Origin of the sequence: Parabacteroides sp. PFB2-10, from assembly GCF_029893085.1 — a bacterium.
Classification (GTDB): Bacteria; Bacteroidota; Bacteroidia; order Bacteroidales; family Tannerellaceae; genus QVMG01.
In genome coordinates this window covers 89,309-111,094 of record NZ_JARXWI010000006.1, presented here as the reverse complement: position 1 = coordinate 111,094, position 21,786 = coordinate 89,309, and the positions used below count along the sequence as shown (strand labels likewise).

The window sequence follows — 21,786 nt, the reverse complement described above, 5'->3', positions numbered from 1 at the left end:
GGCTCAAATGAGAAAACGAGGTGTAAGCAACAAGGGATGGTTTTTAGTTAAAATGAGGGTGGTTTGCTTACACTTCAAATGTTAACAAATACTAACTCCCGGGAGTTTATTCGCAAACCCCTACCTTTTTGCGCGCAAACTCCTACCAAAATATCAAAATGTCAAATTGCCCCCTTTCGGTAAACGAACGATATTTCCTTAAATTTTGGGGTGACTAAGAGAGTCACATCAAGAGATTTTTTATGAAGTATATGGAGTTGGCTCGCAACTATCACATCAGTCCAAGCCAACTCCGCCTGACGTTATCTCAAATTGATCGTATCATATTTTGCAAACTTCTCAATGGAATATTCTTCACCTGCTAATTCCATAATTCTTTTAAAAATGAGATTCCTCTGAGGCCCATTGAACTCATTCCACCAACGGTTATTACTATTATTTGGTCCCATAAGGCTTTCAAGACTAGATTTGTATACTCCTTCTTTGTAGACAGCTCCTTCAAATACGCCTAATTCTTCTTTTTCGTATAGTGGATTATTAAGAAAATAACTCCAAGGAACTTCATCTGGATTATTTGTTGTTGAGATATTTAAATACAGTCCTCTTTTTTGAGCATTTTCAAAATTATCTATCATATAATCCGGCATTGGCATAGCATTATAATAATATTCATCATGCATCATTGCAAAACCATGCCCAATTGCTTCATGGTATAATAGGTTTTGATATCTATACATTCCTCTATCATCAATGATAGGCAAAGGACTACATGAAATAGAAATATCTGTTGAGATAGAACAAGTTCCCCCACCTATGACAGTATTTACAATCACCATAATAAGCCTATGCTTGCTGTTTTCAACCATACTGGCATATCTTTTACAAGCATCATGATCAGTAATATGTGGAGCTAAATCCGTTGCGGGATCATATTTTGTCCCAAATGCAGTTGAGGAAGATCCTTCAATTCCGTCATTTTTAGAAACAGCTGTTACTGAATATATATTGAAATATTCTTTAAAGGAGGCTATTGGTTCTACAGCGAAGAAGAATTCCATAGCCTTTTCCATTGCTTTAGCATAAGTGCCATCTTCGATCTCTTTGTCAACAAAAGCATCTCCTAAAATAACGATATCAATCCCATTCCCTTTCGTTGCTTTATGCAATTGCTTCACCTCGCCATCTTTCGAGTAATCAGTAGAGATGTAATGCTCAACAGTCAACGTATAACCCTCCTGCTGTGGAATAACCGAAATAGAAGGAGTCCAATATAATTTCCAAGGCATCGATCTTACTATTTCAGAAGATATGTTTCCGCTTAGACGATTACCTTGTAAATAGATATTATATAGACCATCCATTTGACTTAAGGAAATAGGTAAAGTCCCTGTAAAATTATTGTTTGCTAAATCTAAGGTTGATAATTTTTTTAACGCACCAATATTTTTAGGTATTTCTCCTTCTAGTTTGTTTTTAGGATAATCACCATTTTCATCATGATTCCCCAATTGCAACGTATCTAAATTCTTTAGCTCTGTGATTTCATCGGGCAGGTGTCCAGTAAACGAATTGTGCCACGCTGCTAACACCAGCAGTCGTGTTAGTTGATTGATTTCTGCAGGAATTGATCCCGTAAAATTATTATGACTAACAACAACCCACTCTATGTCAGTCATTTTTATAAGTGTATCGAAAAATCTCCCGCTCAGTTTGTTATTGTTCAATTCTATGCGTTTTAATTTAGATAATTTCGAAAAAGATTCCGGCAAACTTCCTATCAAGTTGTTGTTGGGCAAACATATTGTTATCACACGTCCATCTTGCACCGTTATGCCATACCATTCACTCAACGGTTTATCACTACACCAATTCTTCTTGTTTATCCAATTTTTGCCATTGGTTTTCTCGTAAAACTCAACTAAGATCTGCCTTTCTATTTCATCATACGCCGTTAACCCTTTTTGCTTTATTTGGACACTCTGTTCTATTGTACTGTTTTGCGATCTAAACACAATAAATCCTTCACGATCAGATTTACCTATATTTTCCTTTATTTCAAAACGCAAGTTATAGTCTGTAAGACTTTTTGTTTCTATATGATTTATCCAATCAACTGTTGCTTGAATAGTGAACTTGTTATTGGAAGATATTGGTAATTCGATAATTGTTCCCTCATGGTCAATTTCGTAATGACTATGAGACAGCACGATGGCTTCTTTAAACAATTGACACACGAATACCGTATCGTACAAATTATATTCTTCATTAAAGAAAACGATCTCCGCCTCTCTATTTTCATCACTTTCATTGGATTCTATTTCATAAAAATGGGTATGGGTCGAAATGGAGCGAGTTGAAACCTCCTTTATCCAGTCTACATCAGGCGATTTAACCTTGTAGTCTACAGACCTTTTCAATTCTATTTGAATGACAGTATCATTGCCGAATAGAAGGTATTCATTCTGTGATATAGTGATAAATTTATCAAAACTCTGAAATACCTTGATTGTCTCTCGAAGATCACCACTCTTAAGGATGATCTCTCCTTCACGTTTGTCTCCTGTTTCATTTTTTTCTGCAACAAAAGTCAAGGTTTTATCGCTTAATGCTTTTGTTGAATTTCCCTTTTCTTTAATCCAATCCGATTTCACTTCTATTTGAAATGATACATTTGTATTAACTTCAATACTAAAAGCTCCTCCTTCAGAAGATAAGTCAATTACTGATGATTCAAGTAGTAATGCATCTTTCTGTTTTTGAGTGATAGATATTACCTGTTTCTCTGTTCCTGATATGATATGTAGTGTTGCATTTCTCTCATCGTAGGTGTCATTTTTATCAACACTTATTGTGATCTGATTTTTCCCACGTCCACCATTCATTGGATGTGCGGATATCCAGGACTCTGCTCTGGTGTTTGCAAAAGAAAGAGACCAATCTCCTGACGACGTAAATTCAACGACTTTACTACCTGACGATTCTAAAAAAACAGGTGTTAGAAACTCTTCGGATATTTCTATTTTATGATCGACTTCGAGCTCTGTCCCCTTGTCTTCAGAACAAGAATAGAGAGGTAATAAGGCAACCAGTAATACGATTATTTTTTTAAACAAATGAAGGTGGTAGTTTGTAAATTTAGTTTCCATATTGAATTATTTTATTTAATCAGAAGTGAACATTTACAGTTACCTTTCCGTGCCAAAAGTCAAATTTGCGGGATTGATCAACGAAAAGAGTTGCAATAAACGCTTTAGCAATGTGTATTCCCCATCCACTTTGTAAACATGAGGTATGTAATATAACAATAAACCTCTAAGAATGTTCGTGATAGTAAAAACACATAAGAGATGTTTAGGAAAACAAAAAGCCTACGCTGTGAAACGTAGGCTTAATGCGAGAAGTGAGATATTCTTCTCTGAGCCGAAAGCCGGACTCGAACCGGCGACCTATTCATTACGAATGAATTGCTCTTCTTCGGCAACAAATGCTTCGCATTCGTCGCAACCAACTGAGCTATTTCGGTTTGTATCGTCGTTCTCAATTATCCCCATCATCAACATCCGCTTGGTTTAACTGGCGGTTTAACTGACAGCGTTAAATCAAGATGAATTAACAATAAATTTATATCTTCTCTTCCTCGTCCGAAAGAGCATCAGAAGCCCGCCTGCCCATAAAGCTAACGGTAATATCTTCGTAAGGCTATCTGCTATTAAATATAATAGTTTTATATGTCGTTTGCGCATATAATGCCCTGTTATGTTTATATAGCTAAGATAGGCTTGGGAAGATATGGGACAAATTCAGATTTTATATAAAAACTAGTCTTTATATATATAATCACAATAATAGATTATTCCTGGAGACACCTCCTGTTCTGTGACAAGAATTCTTCCTTTAGAGTCTCTTTTGATTTCTTTGTATGGGGGCAAGTAGGGTATAGGTTTGCCTAATATCCCTAAAAAATAAGCTATCCCGTCAAAACAAGTTATTTCTTTAGATAGTACATCAATGACTCCATTAGTGTTAGGTTCATTCGTCAGGGGGATGACGTAGTATTTTCCTGTTCCTATAGAACCAGTACAATGGCTACTATAATCAATTGTAATTTTATTGGAAAGATAATAGAATTTATAGTAATATGTACATTCAGGGGTTTCTATAAATGCTTCGCGAAGGAATCCATCATTATAGGTGAATTTATAGGAATGTTCCTCTTCAAAAACACTATTTCTACATCGGTATTCTTTTGCAGAATCAATATATCCATCTTTGTTTAATATTCCAGACACTTTGTACGTAGTTTCAGAATCACCAACACTGTAACCATAATTTATTGAAAATTGTTTTTTTTCATAAGAAACAGAAGCTATTACATTATCATCATTTAAGAGTCTGATTGCACGCCCTTTGTTGTCTCGAACAATGGAATAGTGGAAACCGCATGATTCTATTAATTCGTCAGCTATTTGCGGCGTTTTTTTAGATTTAAATTCTCTAAATTCGCAAGAAGAAAGGAGTATTAGTGTCGCAATAAATAATGCTTTCATATTTTCAATTTATTAATCGTCTAACTCTCCACTAAAAATATACATTTCGGCCACAAATGTGAGAATAATAACAATGCTCCAATAGCCATAAGAGTCATCCCAGATAAAAGCTTCAAAATCGAGCAAATAATACAAGTAGCTTATATCCAATTGCTCAAACAACCAACAGAGTATAAACAACACAATACGTACAGCGATTGCAATAAGTGCTGGGGAAAATAACGCTAAGACATACTTCATGATTGAATAGATAATGCTTCCCTTGTCTCATCAGAAGCGATTATATAAAATGAAAACGTGAGACTGAAACCTAACTATCTGCTCAAAGGTATCGCCAGAAACCCCAACTCAAATAGCAGGAATCAGCTCACGTCCATTTATGATAATCCTCAAATGAGAAGTATGCATAATGCAACGTGAGCGTCAATTCCTCTATCCCTGAGTTGTTCTGAAAACTGGCGATTTTCTGAGCAAGGATAATGTCGTTTAACGCTTTCGTGTTTAATAAGTACCCCACCTCTCCATCTCTATGGATGTGGTGTACTGCAAATATAACAAAAAGTGTTTTATAATGTTCGTATCAGAGTGAAGAAGCTATTTTAAATCATCCCTTCATCTGCATAAGAGTAGTATCCTGCTGTCGTAAGAATAAGATGATCCAGTAGGCTTATGCCCATCACTTCACAAGCCTTCTTTATTCTTAAAGTCATATCATTGTCTTCAATGCTGGAACAAAGATTTCCAGAAGGGTGATTATGGCTCAAAATAATAGCAGACGCATTTGCGAGGATTGCAGATTGCATGATTAAGCGAATATCCACAATAGTACCAGTAATGCCACCCTCTGAAATAGAATGCACTCCTAAAACTTCTCCTGCACGATTTAGAAGGAGAACCTTAAAAGATTCATGATGATCCATCGTATTGGGATCATAGACTTTCTGCAGAAAATCATAGGTGTCTTTGGACATTCTTATTTTCACCCTGTCTGCTGCCTTGACTTTGTTGCTGTAAGTGAGTTTCACCTCACAAGCGTTAAAAGAATTGTTCATGTGGTAAATGATTTAGTTAGACATAAAAAGAGCCACCTCGCAATGAGATGGCTCAATTTGGGATTGTGTAAAAGTGGAAGTACGAAGTAAAAATCTTCCCAGAAGTTGAAAGTTGCCTGATTCCCTTTGTGAAGTTCTACTTCTATTTGGTTTTCTCAGAACGATTTCAAAACAGGAAAGAGAAAGTGAAAAAAGGAGTCTCTTTTGATTCTACCATTTTCAACTTATATACTTCGATTTTCCTCTAAATGTCTGCGAGGGGTCTAATATGGAACAGGAGAGGCGTCTAACACACAGAAACGGGTTATCAATTGAATCACTTATAAAAGGAGAACGGGAGAGGGTGTTCTATCAAACCTTTTATCCAGGTATGAAATTTTGTTTTTTCATCTTCATATGGGTAATCAAGAATTCCGTACTAACTCGAATTTTAAGGCCTTAAGTCGATACGACGCCGGAACTTCGCAGTTATGAATAGTGGCATCAAAGTAATCATGCACCGTTTCATTCGAAATACTGCAGACCACGGAGTTGCCTTTTCGCCCATCTCCGTATTCTTTAAAGGTTATGCCATGCGCCTGATATATTGTCTTCAGTCTTTTCCTGAAATCATCCTTTGATATGAAACATTGCGTTTCCAATTCATGATGGAACTCTTTTTCTATATCTGCAATCACTTCGGAGGCAAAGCGAAGTTCCTTTGATACTTGCAAATGATAAGCTTTAAGTTCTGTTTCAATCTTCCTTTTTCCCCATTCAGCCCTTTCTATTGCAGGTCTGCCTATTTTAAAGTATGCATCAATAATAAATTCATCATCTCTGTAAGCGGTGCGAATAAACTCAATGCCTTCTTCTAGTTTGAATGTATCATTTTGTTTGCTCACTTGCTCTATTCGTTCGATATTATCAACTATCAACTTCCAACGGTCTTTTTGTTTAGCCGTAGACATTGCAAGTTTATCGTCTTCTCCAAGTAGTTCTGATTCGGGAATGAAGGTCAAATTGAAATGCCCAGTAGCTTCATATGCTTGTTTTAATTTATACTGGTCAGTATAGTATGCTTTCACCCTCTCCTCATTGTAACGATTCTCAACCTTGAACGGGTCAATCTCTCCGTCAGCATCCAAGAGCAAGGTATAATCCATTTTATCTAGTTGCTTCTTGTGTACTGCTTTCTTTATTTTATTAGGGTCGTTTTTATGGCGTTTGTGAATGTCCTCATATTCTTCTCGATAGGCTTCTATCTCCAATGTGACTTTTTCTTCCGATTTAATTATCAGTCTCTCACTCACATTCGTGATAAATGTGAGAGAGTTGTATCGTTTCCCGTCCTTGAGTACTCTTCTGAATCGACCTTGTATCTGAACGGCTTCTGTAAATGGATCAATAATGGAATGAATAGCTTCCCGATAATTGCTGAGTACGAGTAGATCACAATGTTTTGTCACCCACAAGTCGAATGCAGAAAAGAAACGAGAAGTAAAGAAATTTATCTTTTCCAATGGCAGATCAATTTGCTCGTAGCTGTTTTTGAAACGCACGTCTTTAAGCTTCTTCACACTTTTTTGGGAACAAAACACTTTGTAGTCTTTCTCCTTGATTATCCCTTCATCCAGTAGCCACGAGAGGAGTTTGTTTATTCCTTTTGTAGTCTTATAAAAGATGCAGATACATTTAGAGGTTTCCAGTAGGCGAAGAATTTCTTCTTTGATAGTCCGATTAATACTACGGGTAACAATCAGCGTTGCATCTTTTCTATAATCATATGTAGGCTTAATCTCTAAGCAACGAAAACCTTTCTCCTTAAAGATTGGGCTTCGCGGTTGAATTGGGGTAGCTGAAACGTATGCTTTCCCCTCATACCTAAAGAAATCTTTAATAGGTATAGAGATTGCAGGTCTGTAATCTGTATCTTCTATCAGCTTGTCGCATTCATCATACAAACAGAAGAAATCCTTATGAAGGTCTATTCCGAGTTTCTTTGCGGCGGGTAAAATTTTCTTAATGTAGCCTTCAGGAGTGGTGATGACCTTTTTATACTTAATGTCTTTTCTTTTCAGATATTGCTCAACGTCTCGCTGGCTTATCTTCTCATAAACACCTAGATAGTTGGGATTGTTTTCAGTCTTGCCGACAACTGCGGGAACAGGTGGCTCTATTATTATGGAGTTACGTTTGGCAATTAATTCGCCGTGTGTTGCTCCCGAGCCGGGTTCAATTTTATTTAAGAACACATTGGTGGGGATATAGTCATACCCTGCCTTTTTTAAGGCATCGGTAATGTATTCACCTTTATTTATTTCTATCTGTTCAACTGGAAGAGATAAAACTTCTTCAGAATTGATCATAATCTTCTGCTTTTATGTGGTACGAAAGTTGATTAAATTGGGTGTATATGCCCCTAAACAAATTCCGTACTAATCTTGATTTTCGAAGTTAATCACTGTTTCTAACGAAAGAGAGGGGTTGCCCCCTCTCCCGCTCTAAAGCTAATTAAGCAATGCTCTCATATAGGAGCTATCACTCCTTCTGCAATGAGATAGTGTAGCAAATCCTTTGTCAAAACAGGAGTGAAGATCATCTCAATTTTAGAACTAAAAACCCTAATGAGACGAATACGGGTATCTTCATTTTCATCTGTAAAAGTTCCTGTATTCCTGAAGGTTTTTCCTTTTTCGATGAACTGTTTTAGAACGATAGTCTCATAGTCCTCATCGAGAGGTTGGATTTTTGCAGTCCAATCTTCAAGTTCAAAAGTGTCAGGCTCTTGACGATATGCCATTGACTCAACATACTCAACAATCTTTTCATCCGAATAACATTTATAGTCTGTTTCTCGGATATTTCCCTTTCTTGTTTTAGAGAATACTAATACTCGTACGCGTGGGATCTTGTCTGTGGATTGCCCAAATTTTATGCGAGCATAATCAGGTGCGTTTTCGACAAATTCCTGAATCATACCATTAATAAAGTGTATTCTTGGCACTACGAAGTCGAACATTTCGACTAACTTTTTATCATCATCATACATATTGTAAAAAAATTTATAATTGTTTCAATGTATTCACTTTGAATACACTACGAATTTCATGAGTGGATGATTTTCCAACTTGGACTTCAAGTCCTCTTCTTTCTTTCTCATACACTTATTTTAATTGTTAAAAAATGATTCGGGATTAATCACTTCATGCTTTCTGAGGTATGCAATCAACTCTTCCGTTTTAGCTGGAGTAAAGTGCATTTCTATTCGACGAGCATACGTGTTGAATAACCGTAAGCGAACTGTTCCCTTTTTGTCGGTAAATTCACCCGCATATGTGGGAATTTTGCCAGATTCAATAGATCGCTTTAGCATATCCACCTCAAAATTTCCTTCGTAAGGAGAAATCTCCTCACTTATTCCTTTATAGGCAGGAACATTGTTGAGTTTCTTTGAAAGAATATTTTCAACTTCCTTCACCAAGTTTTCATCAGCTTGGCATGTACAGTCTGTTCGTCGATAACCTCCAACCTGTCTTTCGAACAAGGCTCTATATCGGAAATGTGCTCCATCTTTAGAATCATACATTGTAACCTGAACAGTATTAGGTCTATTTTTGACATCATTTGCCAAGTTTTTCAGGAACTGTTCTTTTGAAATCACATAGTAGTTTTGCTCTACTACATTAATTAAGTTTTCCATATTTTCGTTGTTTTATGGAGTTTATATTACCTGTAACGCAAGTCACAGCATACCCATTTTGAGTATGTTGCAAATTTCTGCAGAATAAACAAATCTGAAGTGTTGTTATTGGGGTGAGATTGAGGGTGGTTTTGTAGAGAAATCCCCTAATTATGCAGCTTTGGTTTCGAAGTGTTTGATTTTAAAGGAATTGTACTAGATTTTCCTTTCTATGATTTCGAACTTTTTCCTTCTTATTTCATGTCTGGGTTTCGAATGGTCTTTCATTCCCTTCTTTTCGTAATATTCCTTTTCCCCTACCTTTCTTCTATCTTTCTTTTTTTCCTCAGGCATATAGTAATTAAGAATATTGATGTAGGTGAGTGTATCGTAAATAAAACATCCGATATATGTAGATAGTTGTTGGGTAAAACCTGATTCAACTAAGTTTTTGTATAAGTTGCTGACATAATAGTTCTCTTCTTTTGTCGTATCTAAACTTTGTTCTGTCTGAATTATCTTATTAAGACCGTCTGCATTAACAGTAAGCTTCTTAATATTGTCTGAAGAATAAAGGTACATTCCATCAACTTTTAGTTTATCAGCATTTTCAACATTTTCTTTCACTTCAATGTATGAAGTATAGTCATCAATTTTGTACCTTTTGTATAATAAGCTCAACAATTTCTCCATCAGAGCTTCTCTAAGGGTTTTGGCGGCAGAGTCAGAAAGAGACTTGAAATGCCCATCTATTTTAATTCGTATATCGTCAGCGGAAAACGATTGCAACATACAGCTTAACTCCACGATTGGATTGCCAGGTAATTTGTATTGGATATAGAAACAGTTTAACAGTTTGTTCAAATCATCTTCATCCTTTATCAGAATGTGGTTCTGTTTAGCATATTCACAAATAGCTTCGATAATAACCTCTGCATCTTGAAGAGTTCTGTTTGCGTCCACCGATGCTTTCTTGTACTTCTTATACCCCTTTATTCCTGCAAGATATAATGATACAGTAGTGTTGTCTATTCTGTTACGAGGGATTGAGCATACTCCATTATCTGGGTTATTATATTCTTCCATAATAAACATCGTTTGAAGGCATAAAAATACAAAATATCCCACCTCCATCACTGAAGGCGGGATATTTTTTAGAGTAGGTTTTTCATTGCCTCGTCTAATTGACTATTCCCGAAACTGTCTAAGTAAATCTGAGTGATTTTCTCAGAACTGTGACCAAGACATTCACTGATGATTGGCGTGGCTACGCCGGAACGTTTTAAGTTGGTCGCGAAGGAATGACGGGCTACATAGGTCGTCAACTTGATCGGCAGCTTCAACTCCTCTCCAATGGCTTTCAGGTGTTTGCTCACATGACTATAAACCTTATGCACTCGGTTCACTTTCTGCTGCTCAGTCTTATGAAAGGTAGAGAGGATTGGAAAGAGATACGGAGAATTATCTTGCCGATACTTTGCTATCAGCTCTATCGCTCTTTCTTGCAATGGAATCTTTATAAGCTTCTTTGTCTTCTTTCGAGAATAAACCAAACGATCATCCATTATATGGTCTGTTGTCAGCCTTGCAATGTCTGCAAAATTGATACCAGCCGTAAGGTAAGCAAAGGTGAAGACGTCTACAGCTAAACACTCGTAGTATGATTTTCCTTGATAGTTGAGAACACTTATGATCTCTTCTTTCGTGATAGATCGCTTTGCTGTCTGCTCATTTAGTTTTGAGACCTTAAACTTCTTGAATGGATAGTGATCAGGTTTAACAATATTCTCCTCAATCGCTAAATTGTAAACCACCCTCAAATGGCGAAATCTCGTTCCTATGGTATTTAATGCAAAGCTTTGCTTATATTGCCATGCTTCATATCTTTTCAACCAAGGTACATCAATATCAGAAAAGAGAATATCTAAATGGCCATTGTAAGCCAGTAAAGAAGTGAGCGTTGACTCATACATTTGTGCATAACGCAAACGATTTGCATCTTTCAACCTTGCAATGTAGAGATCGAACATTTCTCTCACTGTTCTTGCCTTCGAGGCTGCATTTGTTTTTGTTATTAATGATGTTGCCGAAAAGTCTTTATTGGCTACCTTATAGTCTAATATCAGTTTCTGATATTCTTCCGTCTTCATCGTAATGAGCCGTTGAAGTTCTTCTTTATTAGGGCAATTTCGTTTAGGCTTTTGCTTCTCAAAGTCCCAATAAATGGGATTAACGGACACTCCTAAACTCAAATACTTCTTTTTCCCGTCTTTGCAGACACGAATCATCAATGGATTTTCTCCATTTGCCAAAGTCTTAGATTTGTAACACAAGACATTAACCGTTGCATTCATACTGATTTGCGGTTTAACTCCTGGTTTAACTCTGCCATCTAAAAACCAATAAAGACACACAAGAGATGTTTAGAGGATGAAAAAAGCCTACGCTGTGAAACGTAGGCTTAATGCAGAAAGTGAGATATTTCTCTCTGAGCCGAAAGCCGGACTCGAACCGGCGACCTATTCATTACGAATGAATTGCTCTACCAACTGAGCTATTTCGGCCGCTCATTTATTTTACGGGTGCAAAAGTAATAGTTCTAATTGATATCAGAAAGAAGATTGTTTAAAAAATCATCTAATTCTGCGTCTAAATCTTTCAACAAAGGATCATCCAAACGGAATAGATCATCGTCAAGAAACAGAAGTTCCTCTACCACAACAAAGTATTCATTTGTCAAGCTAACAGAAACCGGTTTGATAAAAAGGGGATCTTCAAACATTCCTTTCGTGGACTGCACTGTAAGCACGGCTTTTAAGGTTGCGATCACCTGTTTTTGGAAGGATTCCATCTGATGACTCTTGTTGATCCAGTCGAATATGACCACCTTATCCAACAGATTTTCATTTTCATCATAGATTTGTACCTCTCCGCTTTCAGGATCCACCTGAACATAAAGGTCACTCACAAAACTTCCGCTTCCCTCCCTTTTCAGGCGTTCGATAGCAGAAATAAACGTTGTCTCAATAATAGATTGGACTTTAGTGGTGTTTGCATTCATTTTTCTTGTCTTCCGAATAATTGGACTCAAAGTTAGTAATTTATTGTCGAATGGAATCTTATTTTTCGCCAAATTGGATATTCAGCTTTGTATCGGCAGCAATTCGCTCCGCTAAGGCCTGTTTATAGGCGCCTAACAACTCCACTTCTTTTGACTCCTTGCCTTGATGGGCTACAAACAAATCGTAGGAAAGAATGGACCAATCGTATGCTTTCTGAAGCCTTCCTTGCATCTCCTCGTAAAATGCCATGTTGGATGCCGCTTTTGCTTTCGCCTTGCCACGCCCATTCTGATAGAGCAGATTCCACAACTCGGCTGCCTGATCCCATTTCTGCGCATCGGCATAAGCGGTGGCTTCCTTCCAACGCGCTCCGTTACCCTTAAAATACCAACGCGGTTCTTCCTGCCAGTAAGGCACAAAAAGAGGGTACGAGTTATGCCCGATAACACGGCCGGCAATAGACAACGACTCATCGGGAGAGGGCATGATTTCATTCAACTGCATTAAATCATCCGCCATCTCAAAGATAGCAACACTATCGCTCACCATAATTGTCGTCATAGGAGAAGTTCGTTCCGGGAGATACACACGTATGACGCCAGACGCATTCACTTTTGTTTCCCCGCTCACATAACCGCCCAGATAGGCTATGACATTTTTTTTCATCTGAAACAATAGGCGATCAAAGGTGATAACTGCATCCGCTCCCGTTTCACGACACAACATTCTCACCTTATTATAGGAGAGTTTCTCGTCTGCCAGATAAAGATCGTCTGTCCGGGTCGGGCTATTATATAAAAGGACATCTTCAAAATAATTCGCTTCGACAATGGCGTTTCCCAAAGACTTACAGGCATAATACAGGGCGCTATCAGCAACTGCCCTGCATGTATCCTGTTCAATACCATATATCTTCAACTCATAACCCACATCCGACGATTGCGGAACCGCATTATTGACAACAAGAACCTTCTTCACCTTCTCCGGAAACGTGATAGTGGCCGGATTATAGGTTTCTATATCCAGATACGTGATGCTGCCACAAGCCGAAAAAAGGCATAAGACGGCCAGGAGTCCCACCTGTTTTATCAAATTATATCGCATACTGCTTTAAAATAACCAATCGATTCTGCTATACCCAAGAATGGATCCTTCATATCTTTCTCATACTCCAGGCTGCACATTCCTGTATAATTCACATCCCGCAAAGCTTTCACAAAAGCCGGGAAGTCGATCTTTCCACGTCCAAACTCAATGCTCCGACCCGCCTTTGTCGAATCGGTCACATCTTTAATATGTATATCGAACACACGGGTGTGGTGTTTTTTCAGATCGGCAACCGGATCTTTCCCGTTACGCAGGTCGTGCCCTATATCCAGACACATACCAATTTTCGGATCGAGTCCTTTGGTGTTTTCCCAGACATCATCCGCATCAGGATACAAAGGCATATCAGGTCCATGCAAATGGATGGCATAATGATAACCATACTCTTTTACCTTTTTATCGACATGAGGCAGTAATTCGTAATTGGGCACACCCACAATAAGCTTCACTCCTACCCGTTTGGCATACTCAAACGCCCGGTCAACCTCGGCTTCACTACGCATATAGATCGGTCCAACGGCATAACCTGTCACGTTGTGCGCGGCACAGGTCTCATGAAAAGCCTTTATCTGTTCGTCGTTGCTATCTAAGGGCAAATGAAAATCTTTGATACAAAGATAGTGCATATCCAACCGTTGCATGGTCTTAAGCGTCGTCTCCAGATCGAAATTCACAAAGGTATAACCAGCCATACCCAAATGGAAAGGGTTGATCGACTTAATCCTTTGCGGCTGAACCGGAGAAGAAGCTTGCGCACGAAACATAGGCGTTACACCCATCAATAGCGTTCCGGCCAAACTTTGTTTTAAGAACCTACGTCTTGCGTTTTTCATATGTTATTCTTTCACCTCTTCATAATCGACATATTCGCCTTCATCTTTGGCGAATATCTTCTTGCGTTGCGGCGGCTGTTCCTCCTGTCGCGGTTGTTGCGCCGACTGGCTGGAAGGCCGGCTGCGCTGGTTGGAAGCGGCTCGCTTTCCGGAACTACCAAAAAAGATCTCTCTGAGGGTTTTGAACACGGAAAAGCCCATCAGAAACATCAGGATCACAAAAAAGAAAACGCATATTATTAGGAATCGAAACATAGTCTAAACATCATAAGTGAAAGACAAAGATAGGTATAATAGTTGAATACACACCCGATTGTATCTGATGTTAAGATAATTAAACATCCGTTATCGCTTGATCAGCGACAACACGATATAAAGTACAATGGTACCCGCCAAGCCGAGAAATCCCCAGATTAAAACAAACAGGACAGCACAGACGGCCAGGATGTAACGCAATTCATTCCCTTTCCAGGCCAGCGACTTGATCTTAAACGAAAACATCGGTATCTCTGAAACCAGCAACAGCGAGGTGAGCAACGCTATCACAAGCGACCCCCCCGTAAACAAGCCAGGATATTGCCCGACAAGAGGCTGCACCGAATAACCGATCGAAGCCCAGAACAAGGCATGTGCTGGCACCGGCAAGCCGAGAAAGGAGGATGTCTGCCGCTCGTCGACATTGAATTTTGCCAGACGCAATCCGGAAAAGACCGGTATAATAAAGGCCAGATAAGGAACAAGCATATTCAAACCACCTAACGGTAGCAGCGGGGCTGCCTGGGCGAGTAGATAATACAGGATCACGCCCGGCGCCACACCAAAGCTGACCATATCCGATAAAGAATCCAACTCTTTCCCAATGGCTGAATAGGCCTTGAGTATGCGGGCGGCAAAGCCATCCATAAAATCGAAAACAGCAGCAATAATGATCCAGCCGGCTGCCCATAACAAATTCCCCTGTAAAGCCATAACAATGGAAATACAACCGGAAAACAGACTTAAACAAGTAATGGTATTGGGAATATGTTTTGTTAATTGCATGGTGCTGGTTGCTTTAATCGCCCTATCGGTGTCTGGTTGCCTGTCACTTTCTGATCCATTTCCACCAAAATCTCTGTATCAAGTGGCAAATATAGATCGACGCGCGATCCGAACTTAATAAATCCCAAATGTTCATCCACATGGCATTTCTCTCCGATCTTCGCATAAGTGACAATACGCCGCGCCATCGCTCCTGCTATTTGCCGTGCCAGGATGTCGACACCGTTCCGTGTGGTAACCACAACAGCCGAACGTTCGTTCTCCGTACTGCTTTTCGGAAGATAGGCCGCCATGAAACGCCCTTTGTTATGAGAGATATATTTAACGGTTCCATTCACCGGAAACCAATTGGCATGCACATTGAAAATCGACATAAAAATAGATACCTGCATTCTTTTTTCATGTAATATCTCATTTTCCATTACCTCCTCGATGGCCACAATCGTGCCGTCAGCCGGCGCAATCACCAAGCCTTCCGAGTCATACGGAAAGCGTCGGAAAGGACTGCGGAAAAAATTCAGCATCAAAAGAAAAAGGATACCTGTCGCTGTCAACACAGAGTAAAACAGCCAATTGGAACCTGCCATATAGAATACGGTAACATTCACTATAAAAAATACAGTGAATACAGTCAGCAATAAGCCTGTCCCTTCTTTATGTACCTTCATTATGTTGTTTCTTTGTAATGTGTGTTGTTAACTCACTACAAAATTATTCATTTTTGCCGAATAATAAAACCTTCGGTTAAAATACAACTTTTTCTATCTCTCCTGATTCAACGTACCAGATATATCCTTCTACCTCCGAATAACCCATTTCGGTTATCAATTGCATATAGCTTTTCACCTGCTTCTGATACTTCACCTCTTTCACCTCTCCAAACTTATAATCCACCACAATAGCCTTTTCGCCATGCAGCATCACACGGTCCGGACGACGGCTTTCGCCTTTTCCGAAAAGGATCTCGACCTCGTTCAAGACCCGTGTCGGCTCCGTGTACCAGCTTTTCACCCGATCGTCGCTTAGCAGTCGACTCAACCGTTCGATTAACTCATCGTTCTCTTCTTTATTGATCAATCCTTCCAGGTGATAGCTATTCACCGACGTTTCGATATCCTCCCGGCTGCGGATACGACTCAATAATTCATGCATTAATACACCCCGCTTCCTCTCTTTATTATCGAAGAAAAAACCTTTTCCATACAGACGCAGATGCAATCTGTCGTCGAAAGAGACAGAATCCAATCGACGGATGGCAATTTCTTCCTTCTCTTTCGCCTTTTCCTTTCGCTCGTGCATCCACCAGGTACCCGACTCATACACATCCTCCTCGATATCCGGCTGCAATCCGGCCCACATCAATTTGGCTATCGAATCGGTCTTTTCCACCTCCCCGCTCTTTGTCAGTTTCTTCGGTTTTGGAGCAAATACAATCATCTCCTCTTTGGCACGCGTCATAGCCACATAGAGCGTATTCAAACTATCGATATAGGCATAGAGTTTCTCATTGAAATAATCCACGGCGAAATGCGTATTCCCCAGATTCTTCCCATAGCGTACCGGCACCAGATACAAGCGGTCGAAGGGAGCCTGCTGCGGCTTGCACCAGAGAATCACCGATTGTGTCGGGCGATGATCAATCTCCCAGTCGCCAAAAGGCAGAATCACCACCGGCATACCCAAGCCTTTTGCCTTATGAATGGTCATAATGCGGACAGCATCCTGTCCATCCGGCGAAGCGATGGTCTTCCTGACACCTGTTTCTTCCCACCATTTCAGGAAACGCCGCGCGTCGGCGTTCTCCTGCCGGGTGTATTCCGCCACCAGATCTAAGAACGCCTGCAGGAATGCCTGTTCGTTATCCGGGAAATGATCGCCATACAGGCGGCACAACCCTTCGGTCATTTCATACAAAGACAACGGAATAAGCGCCAACAGGTTGCTCTTTTCCTCTTCCGGGAAAAAGGGTTCTATCGTATCGTCGATCCCTTTCATGGCATACCAGGAGAAACGCGCCATCTGTTCGTAGGTTTTCTCTTCGGGATGCGTCAGATAGCCCAACAGAGCAATAACAAAACGCACGGCAAGCGAACTCCCGACAAAAAGCGCGTCATCCGAGATAATATCATAGCGGTAGCCATTACCGGCCCGTTCTTCCTGACAGGCCAACAGGGTATCGGCCACCAACGCCCCTTCGTAATTCGTCCGCGTCAAAACAGCGATATCACTCAAACGATATCCGTTATCCTGCAAACGTTCCAACAGCGAAGGCAAACGTTCCATCGCCTCTTCCTTCCAGGGCTTCTCTTCTTGTTCCTCTATAAATTCAATCCGCACATGTCCCTCTTTTATTTTAAAAGGCGGAGCCACCTCCTGACTGTTTTCTTTATAGGCCGATAGGATCTTAGTAGCAAAAAGGCCTCTCTCCTCTTCGTTCAACGATGACTCCATAAGCGCTTCGTTATACATCGCCTGCAGAAGCGCGGGAGCCGTAGCAAAAAACGAATTATTGAATTCCACCACCTTCCGGCAGCTTCGCCAGTTCTCGGTCAATGTCTGCTCGGCAATCAGCTCCGGCCGGAAGTCATGCACGACCTCTTCATCCAATAGTTTCCAATCCGAATTACGAAAGCGGTATATGCTCTGCTTCACATCACCCACAATCAGGTTGTCATGCGTGGCCGCCAAACTCTCGTGCAGGAGCGGACGGAAATTATGCCACTGCATACTGCTTGTATCCTGAAATTCATCAATCATATAATGATCGATCCGGGTGCCTGTCTTTTCATAAATAAAAGGTGCCTCGCTCCCGTCGATCACCTTACTGAGCAATTCGGTCGTATCGGCAATCAGCATCACATTTTTCTCTTCCCTGTATTCGGCAATCTTACCGGAAATATCATTCAATATGCCGAGTGTATAATAATAACGGGTAATCTCCTTAGCGGTATAATAAGAGGTCAGGCTCTCAAAGAAGGTGAACACCGACTTCACCAGTTCATTCATGCCTGCGTCAAACAAACGAATGATAGCGATGCCTTTCTCCGGATCTGTTGTTTTGGTGTACCAATTATCGACATTGTCTGCCAGTCCGAGAAACCGATCTTTCGGCGCGTCCATCGCACCGGCCGCTAATTTTTCAAAAAAGGAGAGGCCTGAGCTTTTTCCCCATTTAAAGTCCGACGGGTGTAAACCGGCTCGTTGCATCATCTCCATTCCTTTATCACCCAGTTTCTTGGCATCGGCCTCTGTGGCTTGGATAAGCGCCTGCAAGGTTTTTCGATAGGCCTCCAAGGCGCCTTTGTCGGCTATATTTTGGCTGATCTGATCGCTCGACTGCTTAAAACGTTCTTTAAACACCTCGCTACTCAATGCCATAATATCCCGTCGCAGATTCCATTCGCCTCCCTCTTCGACCTTATCTTCGGCAAAGCGCAAGAGCCAGTTCAATAGTTCCCTGTTCTCTTTCTTATCCAGATCGGCCAGAATATTATCGACAGCCTCGGTCAGTACCAGCCGCTCGTCCATCTCCAGCCCATAACCACCCCGCAGACCAATCTCTCGCGTAAAAGCACGCATGGTTTGCTGAAAAAAGCGATCGATCGTACTGATCTGAAAAGCGGAGTAATCATGCAGGATCACCACCAACACACGGCGTGCCTCCTCGCGCAACCGTTTTTCGTCCCATCTGGTCTGCCTCATCAGATCCTTCAGATGATCGGACTTTTTATTCGAAGCCAATAGGTAAAGTTCTTCGATGATACGCGTTTTCATCTCATCGGTCGCCTTATTGGTAAAGGTAACCGCCAGGATCCGGCGATAGGCTCCCGGATGAAGAAACAGCAATCGAAGATAATCACCGGTCAACCGGTGTGTCTTACCGGCTCCGGCCGAAGCTCTGTATATTGTTAGCACAACTTGAAAAAATTATGAATTATGAATTATGAATTATGAACTATAAATGTCTTGACTGAGTCATAATTCATAATTCATAATTCATAATTATTATATTGTTTTCGTCTTTGTATACCCTTCCTTTTGTAATAACTCTGTTATTTTTTGTCGGAAATCACCCTGAATGATGATCTCTCCCTCTTTTACCGAACCACCTACGCCGCATTTCCCTTTCAGAAATTTACCTAACGTCTCCAGATCTTCCGTCGTTCCGCGGAAGCCGGTAATAAGTGTCACCTTTTTCCCTCCCCGGTTGCGTTTATCTAAAGAGACACGTAGTTGTTGTTTTTCTTTGTCGAGCGTTTCCTCTTCCTCCTCTTCTCCCGTGTTATAGTTGAAGTCGGGATTGGTCGAATACATCACGCCCAGACGATCTTTCCAGTCATTATTTTTCATATATCACTTGTATAATAGGCAAACTTATATAAAATACTTGGAATACGATGCTCCCGCAAAAAAGAAACCGGAGAAACAAAACACGAAGTCTGCCAAAAATAATGTAACTTGCCGCTTGAAAGGAGACCGATGTTATGAAAAAAATTTTCCTGATACTTATCTTTTGTGGAATAGCCGGACTGCTATTCGGACAATCCCACTTCCAGTTTTTCTTTAACGAGGAGGGTAAAATGTTTATTTTGCCTCGCCTGAAAAGCTATGAATTAAAGATTCCCGAGGTCAAAATGGAGTCGTATACGCCGGCCTCTACCCTACGCTTAGACAGGCAGCTAAATAGCTTCACGCCCGAGTACACACAGACTCTGCTCGACGAGCGCCCCATGGATATGCAGATCCTGTCAGAGGCTTATCGTCCATTCTTCAACATCTATGCCCCCATGCTGCGCAGGGTATCACCGATGGCTTTCGATTTTCATGAGACGAAAGTGGTGCCACTGACCGAACACTCCACCTTCCTCATCAGCGGCCATCAATACACCTGGCCGGGAGCCGGAGGATTCACCTCGATCGTTCCCGCCTACGCCTGGCAAAGTGGCAACTGGACGCTTACCGGAGGTGGCTTTGTCGGACGCTTCTTCACTCCGTTCAATGCCAGTCCCGCCTACAATGCCGGGGCAAACGTCGGCGCCCGCTTTGAAATAAACGACCGCATGGCTATCCGTGGTTGGGGGCAATACACCCATTACTTCGGCGAAGAGAAGAACAATCCCCACATGCTGATGAATCCCTTCTTCTATCATACCGGAGCGGGAGGTGCTTTCGAATTTAAATTCAATGACGATTTCGGTGTGGGCGTAGGGGTCAACTATGAATATAACCCCCGCCGTCGCCGCATGGAACCGCAATATCTGATCTATCCGGTCTTCAACTCAAAGATGATACAGATCCGGGTGAATTAAACACGAACCGGAGATCAGTCGTTGAACTGCATCATCTTGCTCAGATACTTGCCAACAATATCAAATTCAATATTTACGACTGTTCCGGCCTGGATATCGCCGAAATTGGTCATATCGTGGGTGAACGGAATGATAGCCACCTCAAAGCTGTTCGTTCCGGAGTTGCAAACCGTCAGGCTGACCCCGTTGACACAGACCGAACCCTTTTCTACTGTCATATATCCCTGGCGCGCCATGGCTTTATCGAAGGTATATTCGAAGGTGTAATACCAGCTACCGTCGGCTTCACGTACTTCGGTGCAAACCGCTGTCTGGTCGACATGTCCCTGTACGATATGCCCGTCCAAACGTCCGTTCATGATCATGCTACGTTCCAGGTTCACCCGGTCGCCCACTTGCAATAGTCCCAAGTTCGAACGATCCAGGGTTTCCTGAATAGCTGTCACCGTATAGGTATCTTCCGTCAGACTAACCACCGTCAGGCATACCCCGTTATGAGCCACACTCTGGTCGATCTTCAATTCGTTCACAAACGAACATTGCATGGTCAGATGCACATTGCCTTTTTCCTTCTCAATGCCCACTACCCGGGCCGCTTCTTCTACTATTCCTGAAAACATACGACAATCTTCTTTAGTTTATTTACGTTGAACAAAGGTACACATTTAGTCTCATCCGGCAAATAATGCTCGCATAAGTCAATGGACTGCTGGGGGAAGAGCAGGTAGGGGGGATACTCCTACCATAAATAATCGCAACCGCTCCGACCTTTACCCCAAAAGGGGAAGGGTAAAGGCGGTGCGGTGCGACATGGAACATATAATGAAGGGGTTACTATTTCATCATTCATAAAACTCTTTTCTTAAATCCCGCCCTTCGGGATTCATGCCCCGGATCGTGTGCCAAAGGGTCTCCTCTTTTATATGGGAAAGGAAGAGCTTATGTCCTATGCCTTCCACTGTCGTGGCAAATTGCCGGTAATAGAGGATATCCTTATCCGCGTTGTCACGAAAGAGTTGAGGCAGGTTGGCGACCATTCCGATGTATATATGTTGCGGTGAATGCTTCTCCCGGGTAATAAATACCCAGCAGTAATCATAACAAGGGGTTATTCTCTTTGATCTCATCGCAGCTGTTTCATGCTTTATTTATCACGTTGCAAAACTGCCTAAAA

General features: G+C 41.0%; 19 protein-coding genes and 2 tRNA genes. 1 reads left to right on the top strand and 20 read right to left on the bottom strand.

The features are described 5' to 3' along the window. Nucleotides 1–302: 302 nt before the first annotated feature. From M2137_RS07135 to M2137_RS07050, 18 genes are all read right to left on the bottom strand, one after another. Nucleotides 303–3,146, bottom strand: a complete 2,844-nt coding sequence (locus M2137_RS07135; protein ID WP_280765776.1) for a BACON domain-containing carbohydrate-binding protein — start codon at nucleotides 3,144–3,146, stop codon at nucleotides 303–305. Nucleotides 3,147–3,418: 272 nt separating this feature from the next. Continuing rightward, nucleotides 3,419–3,522: transfer RNA gene (locus M2137_RS07130), tRNA-Thr, on the bottom strand. Between the two features lie 296 nt (nucleotides 3,523–3,818). Continuing rightward, the gene (locus tag M2137_RS07125) at nucleotides 3,819–4,547 is read right to left on the bottom strand and encodes a hypothetical protein (protein WP_280765775.1); all 729 of its coding nucleotides are present in this window, start codon (nucleotides 4,545–4,547) and stop codon (nucleotides 3,819–3,821) included. Nucleotides 4,548–5,146: 599 nt separating this feature from the next. Continuing rightward, on the bottom strand, nucleotides 5,147–5,599 hold the full coding sequence (locus tag M2137_RS07120; RefSeq protein ID WP_280765774.1) for a JAB domain-containing protein: 453 nt from the start codon (nucleotides 5,597–5,599) through the stop codon (nucleotides 5,147–5,149). Between the two features lie 404 nt (nucleotides 5,600–6,003). Next, a complete protein-coding gene (locus M2137_RS07115; RefSeq protein ID WP_280765773.1) occupies nucleotides 6,004–7,947 on the bottom strand; it encodes a hypothetical protein in 1,944 nt (647 codons plus the stop codon). 158 nt (nucleotides 7,948–8,105) lie between these two features. Then, nucleotides 8,106–8,630 carry a hypothetical protein gene (locus M2137_RS07110; RefSeq protein ID WP_280765772.1) on the bottom strand — a complete coding sequence of 175 codons (525 nt, stop codon included), beginning with the start codon at nucleotides 8,628–8,630 and terminating at the stop codon, nucleotides 8,106–8,108. Nucleotides 8,631–8,750: 120 nt separating this feature from the next. Then, on the bottom strand, nucleotides 8,751–9,281 hold the full coding sequence (locus tag M2137_RS07105) for a hypothetical protein (protein ID WP_280765771.1): 531 nt from the start codon (nucleotides 9,279–9,281) through the stop codon (nucleotides 8,751–8,753). 195 nt (nucleotides 9,282–9,476) lie between these two features. Beyond that, nucleotides 9,477–10,346 (bottom strand): hypothetical protein, encoded by an 870-nt coding sequence (locus tag M2137_RS07100; RefSeq protein WP_280765770.1) that lies wholly within the window; start codon nucleotides 10,344–10,346, stop codon nucleotides 9,477–9,479. Between the two features lie 68 nt (nucleotides 10,347–10,414). Beyond that, the gene (locus tag M2137_RS07095; RefSeq protein WP_280765769.1) at nucleotides 10,415–11,614 is read right to left on the bottom strand and encodes a site-specific integrase; all 1,200 of its coding nucleotides are present in this window, start codon (nucleotides 11,612–11,614) and stop codon (nucleotides 10,415–10,417) included. 137 nt (nucleotides 11,615–11,751) lie between these two features. Further along, nucleotides 11,752–11,824: transfer RNA gene (locus tag M2137_RS07090), tRNA-Thr, on the bottom strand. 35 nt (nucleotides 11,825–11,859) lie between these two features. Beyond that, nucleotides 11,860–12,321, bottom strand: coding sequence for a hypothetical protein (locus tag M2137_RS07085; RefSeq protein WP_280765768.1), 462 nt, complete (start codon nucleotides 12,319–12,321; stop codon nucleotides 11,860–11,862). Between the two features lie 58 nt (nucleotides 12,322–12,379). After that, nucleotides 12,380–13,426 (bottom strand): DUF6340 family protein, encoded by a 1,047-nt coding sequence (locus tag M2137_RS07080; RefSeq protein WP_280765767.1) that lies wholly within the window; start codon nucleotides 13,424–13,426, stop codon nucleotides 12,380–12,382. Then, nucleotides 13,411–14,262, bottom strand: coding sequence for a sugar phosphate isomerase/epimerase family protein (locus M2137_RS07075; protein ID WP_280765766.1), 852 nt, complete (start codon nucleotides 14,260–14,262; stop codon nucleotides 13,411–13,413). The genes M2137_RS07080 and M2137_RS07075 overlap by 16 nt, the downstream gene beginning before the upstream one ends. A 3-nt stretch (nucleotides 14,263–14,265) precedes the next feature. Next, nucleotides 14,266–14,517, bottom strand: coding sequence for a DUF4834 family protein (locus M2137_RS07070; RefSeq protein WP_280765765.1), 252 nt, complete (start codon nucleotides 14,515–14,517; stop codon nucleotides 14,266–14,268). A gap of 90 nt (nucleotides 14,518–14,607) precedes the next feature. After that, nucleotides 14,608–15,303, bottom strand: coding sequence for a CDP-alcohol phosphatidyltransferase family protein (locus tag M2137_RS07065; protein ID WP_280765764.1), 696 nt, complete (start codon nucleotides 15,301–15,303; stop codon nucleotides 14,608–14,610). Next, a complete protein-coding gene (locus M2137_RS07060; protein WP_280765763.1) occupies nucleotides 15,294–15,971 on the bottom strand; it encodes a phosphatidylserine decarboxylase family protein in 678 nt (225 codons plus the stop codon). The genes M2137_RS07065 and M2137_RS07060 overlap by 10 nt, the downstream gene beginning before the upstream one ends. A gap of 76 nt (nucleotides 15,972–16,047) precedes the next feature. Continuing rightward, a complete protein-coding gene (locus M2137_RS07055) occupies nucleotides 16,048–19,218 on the bottom strand; it encodes a UvrD-helicase domain-containing protein (protein WP_280765762.1) in 3,171 nt (1,056 codons plus the stop codon). A 90-nt stretch (nucleotides 19,219–19,308) separates the two neighbouring features. Next, complete coding sequence (locus tag M2137_RS07050; RefSeq protein ID WP_280765761.1) at nucleotides 19,309–19,653, bottom strand: translation initiation factor; 345 nt, start codon at nucleotides 19,651–19,653, stop codon at nucleotides 19,309–19,311. A gap of 134 nt (nucleotides 19,654–19,787) precedes the next feature. On the opposite strand from M2137_RS07050, the gene M2137_RS07045 reads away from it, so the two are divergent. Further along, nucleotides 19,788–20,612: a hypothetical protein gene (locus tag M2137_RS07045; protein ID WP_280765760.1), complete on the top strand. Its 825-nt coding sequence runs from the start codon at nucleotides 19,788–19,790 to the stop codon at nucleotides 20,610–20,612. 14 nt (nucleotides 20,613–20,626) lie between these two features. On the opposite strand, the gene M2137_RS07040 is transcribed toward M2137_RS07045, so the two are convergent. Then, nucleotides 20,627–21,232 carry a riboflavin synthase gene (locus tag M2137_RS07040; protein ID WP_280765759.1) on the bottom strand — a complete coding sequence of 202 codons (606 nt, stop codon included), beginning with the start codon at nucleotides 21,230–21,232 and terminating at the stop codon, nucleotides 20,627–20,629. 222 nt (nucleotides 21,233–21,454) lie between these two features. After that, nucleotides 21,455–21,739 carry a hypothetical protein gene (locus M2137_RS07035; protein WP_280765758.1) on the bottom strand — a complete coding sequence of 95 codons (285 nt, stop codon included), beginning with the start codon at nucleotides 21,737–21,739 and terminating at the stop codon, nucleotides 21,455–21,457. Between the last annotated feature and the right edge of the window lie 47 nt (nucleotides 21,740–21,786).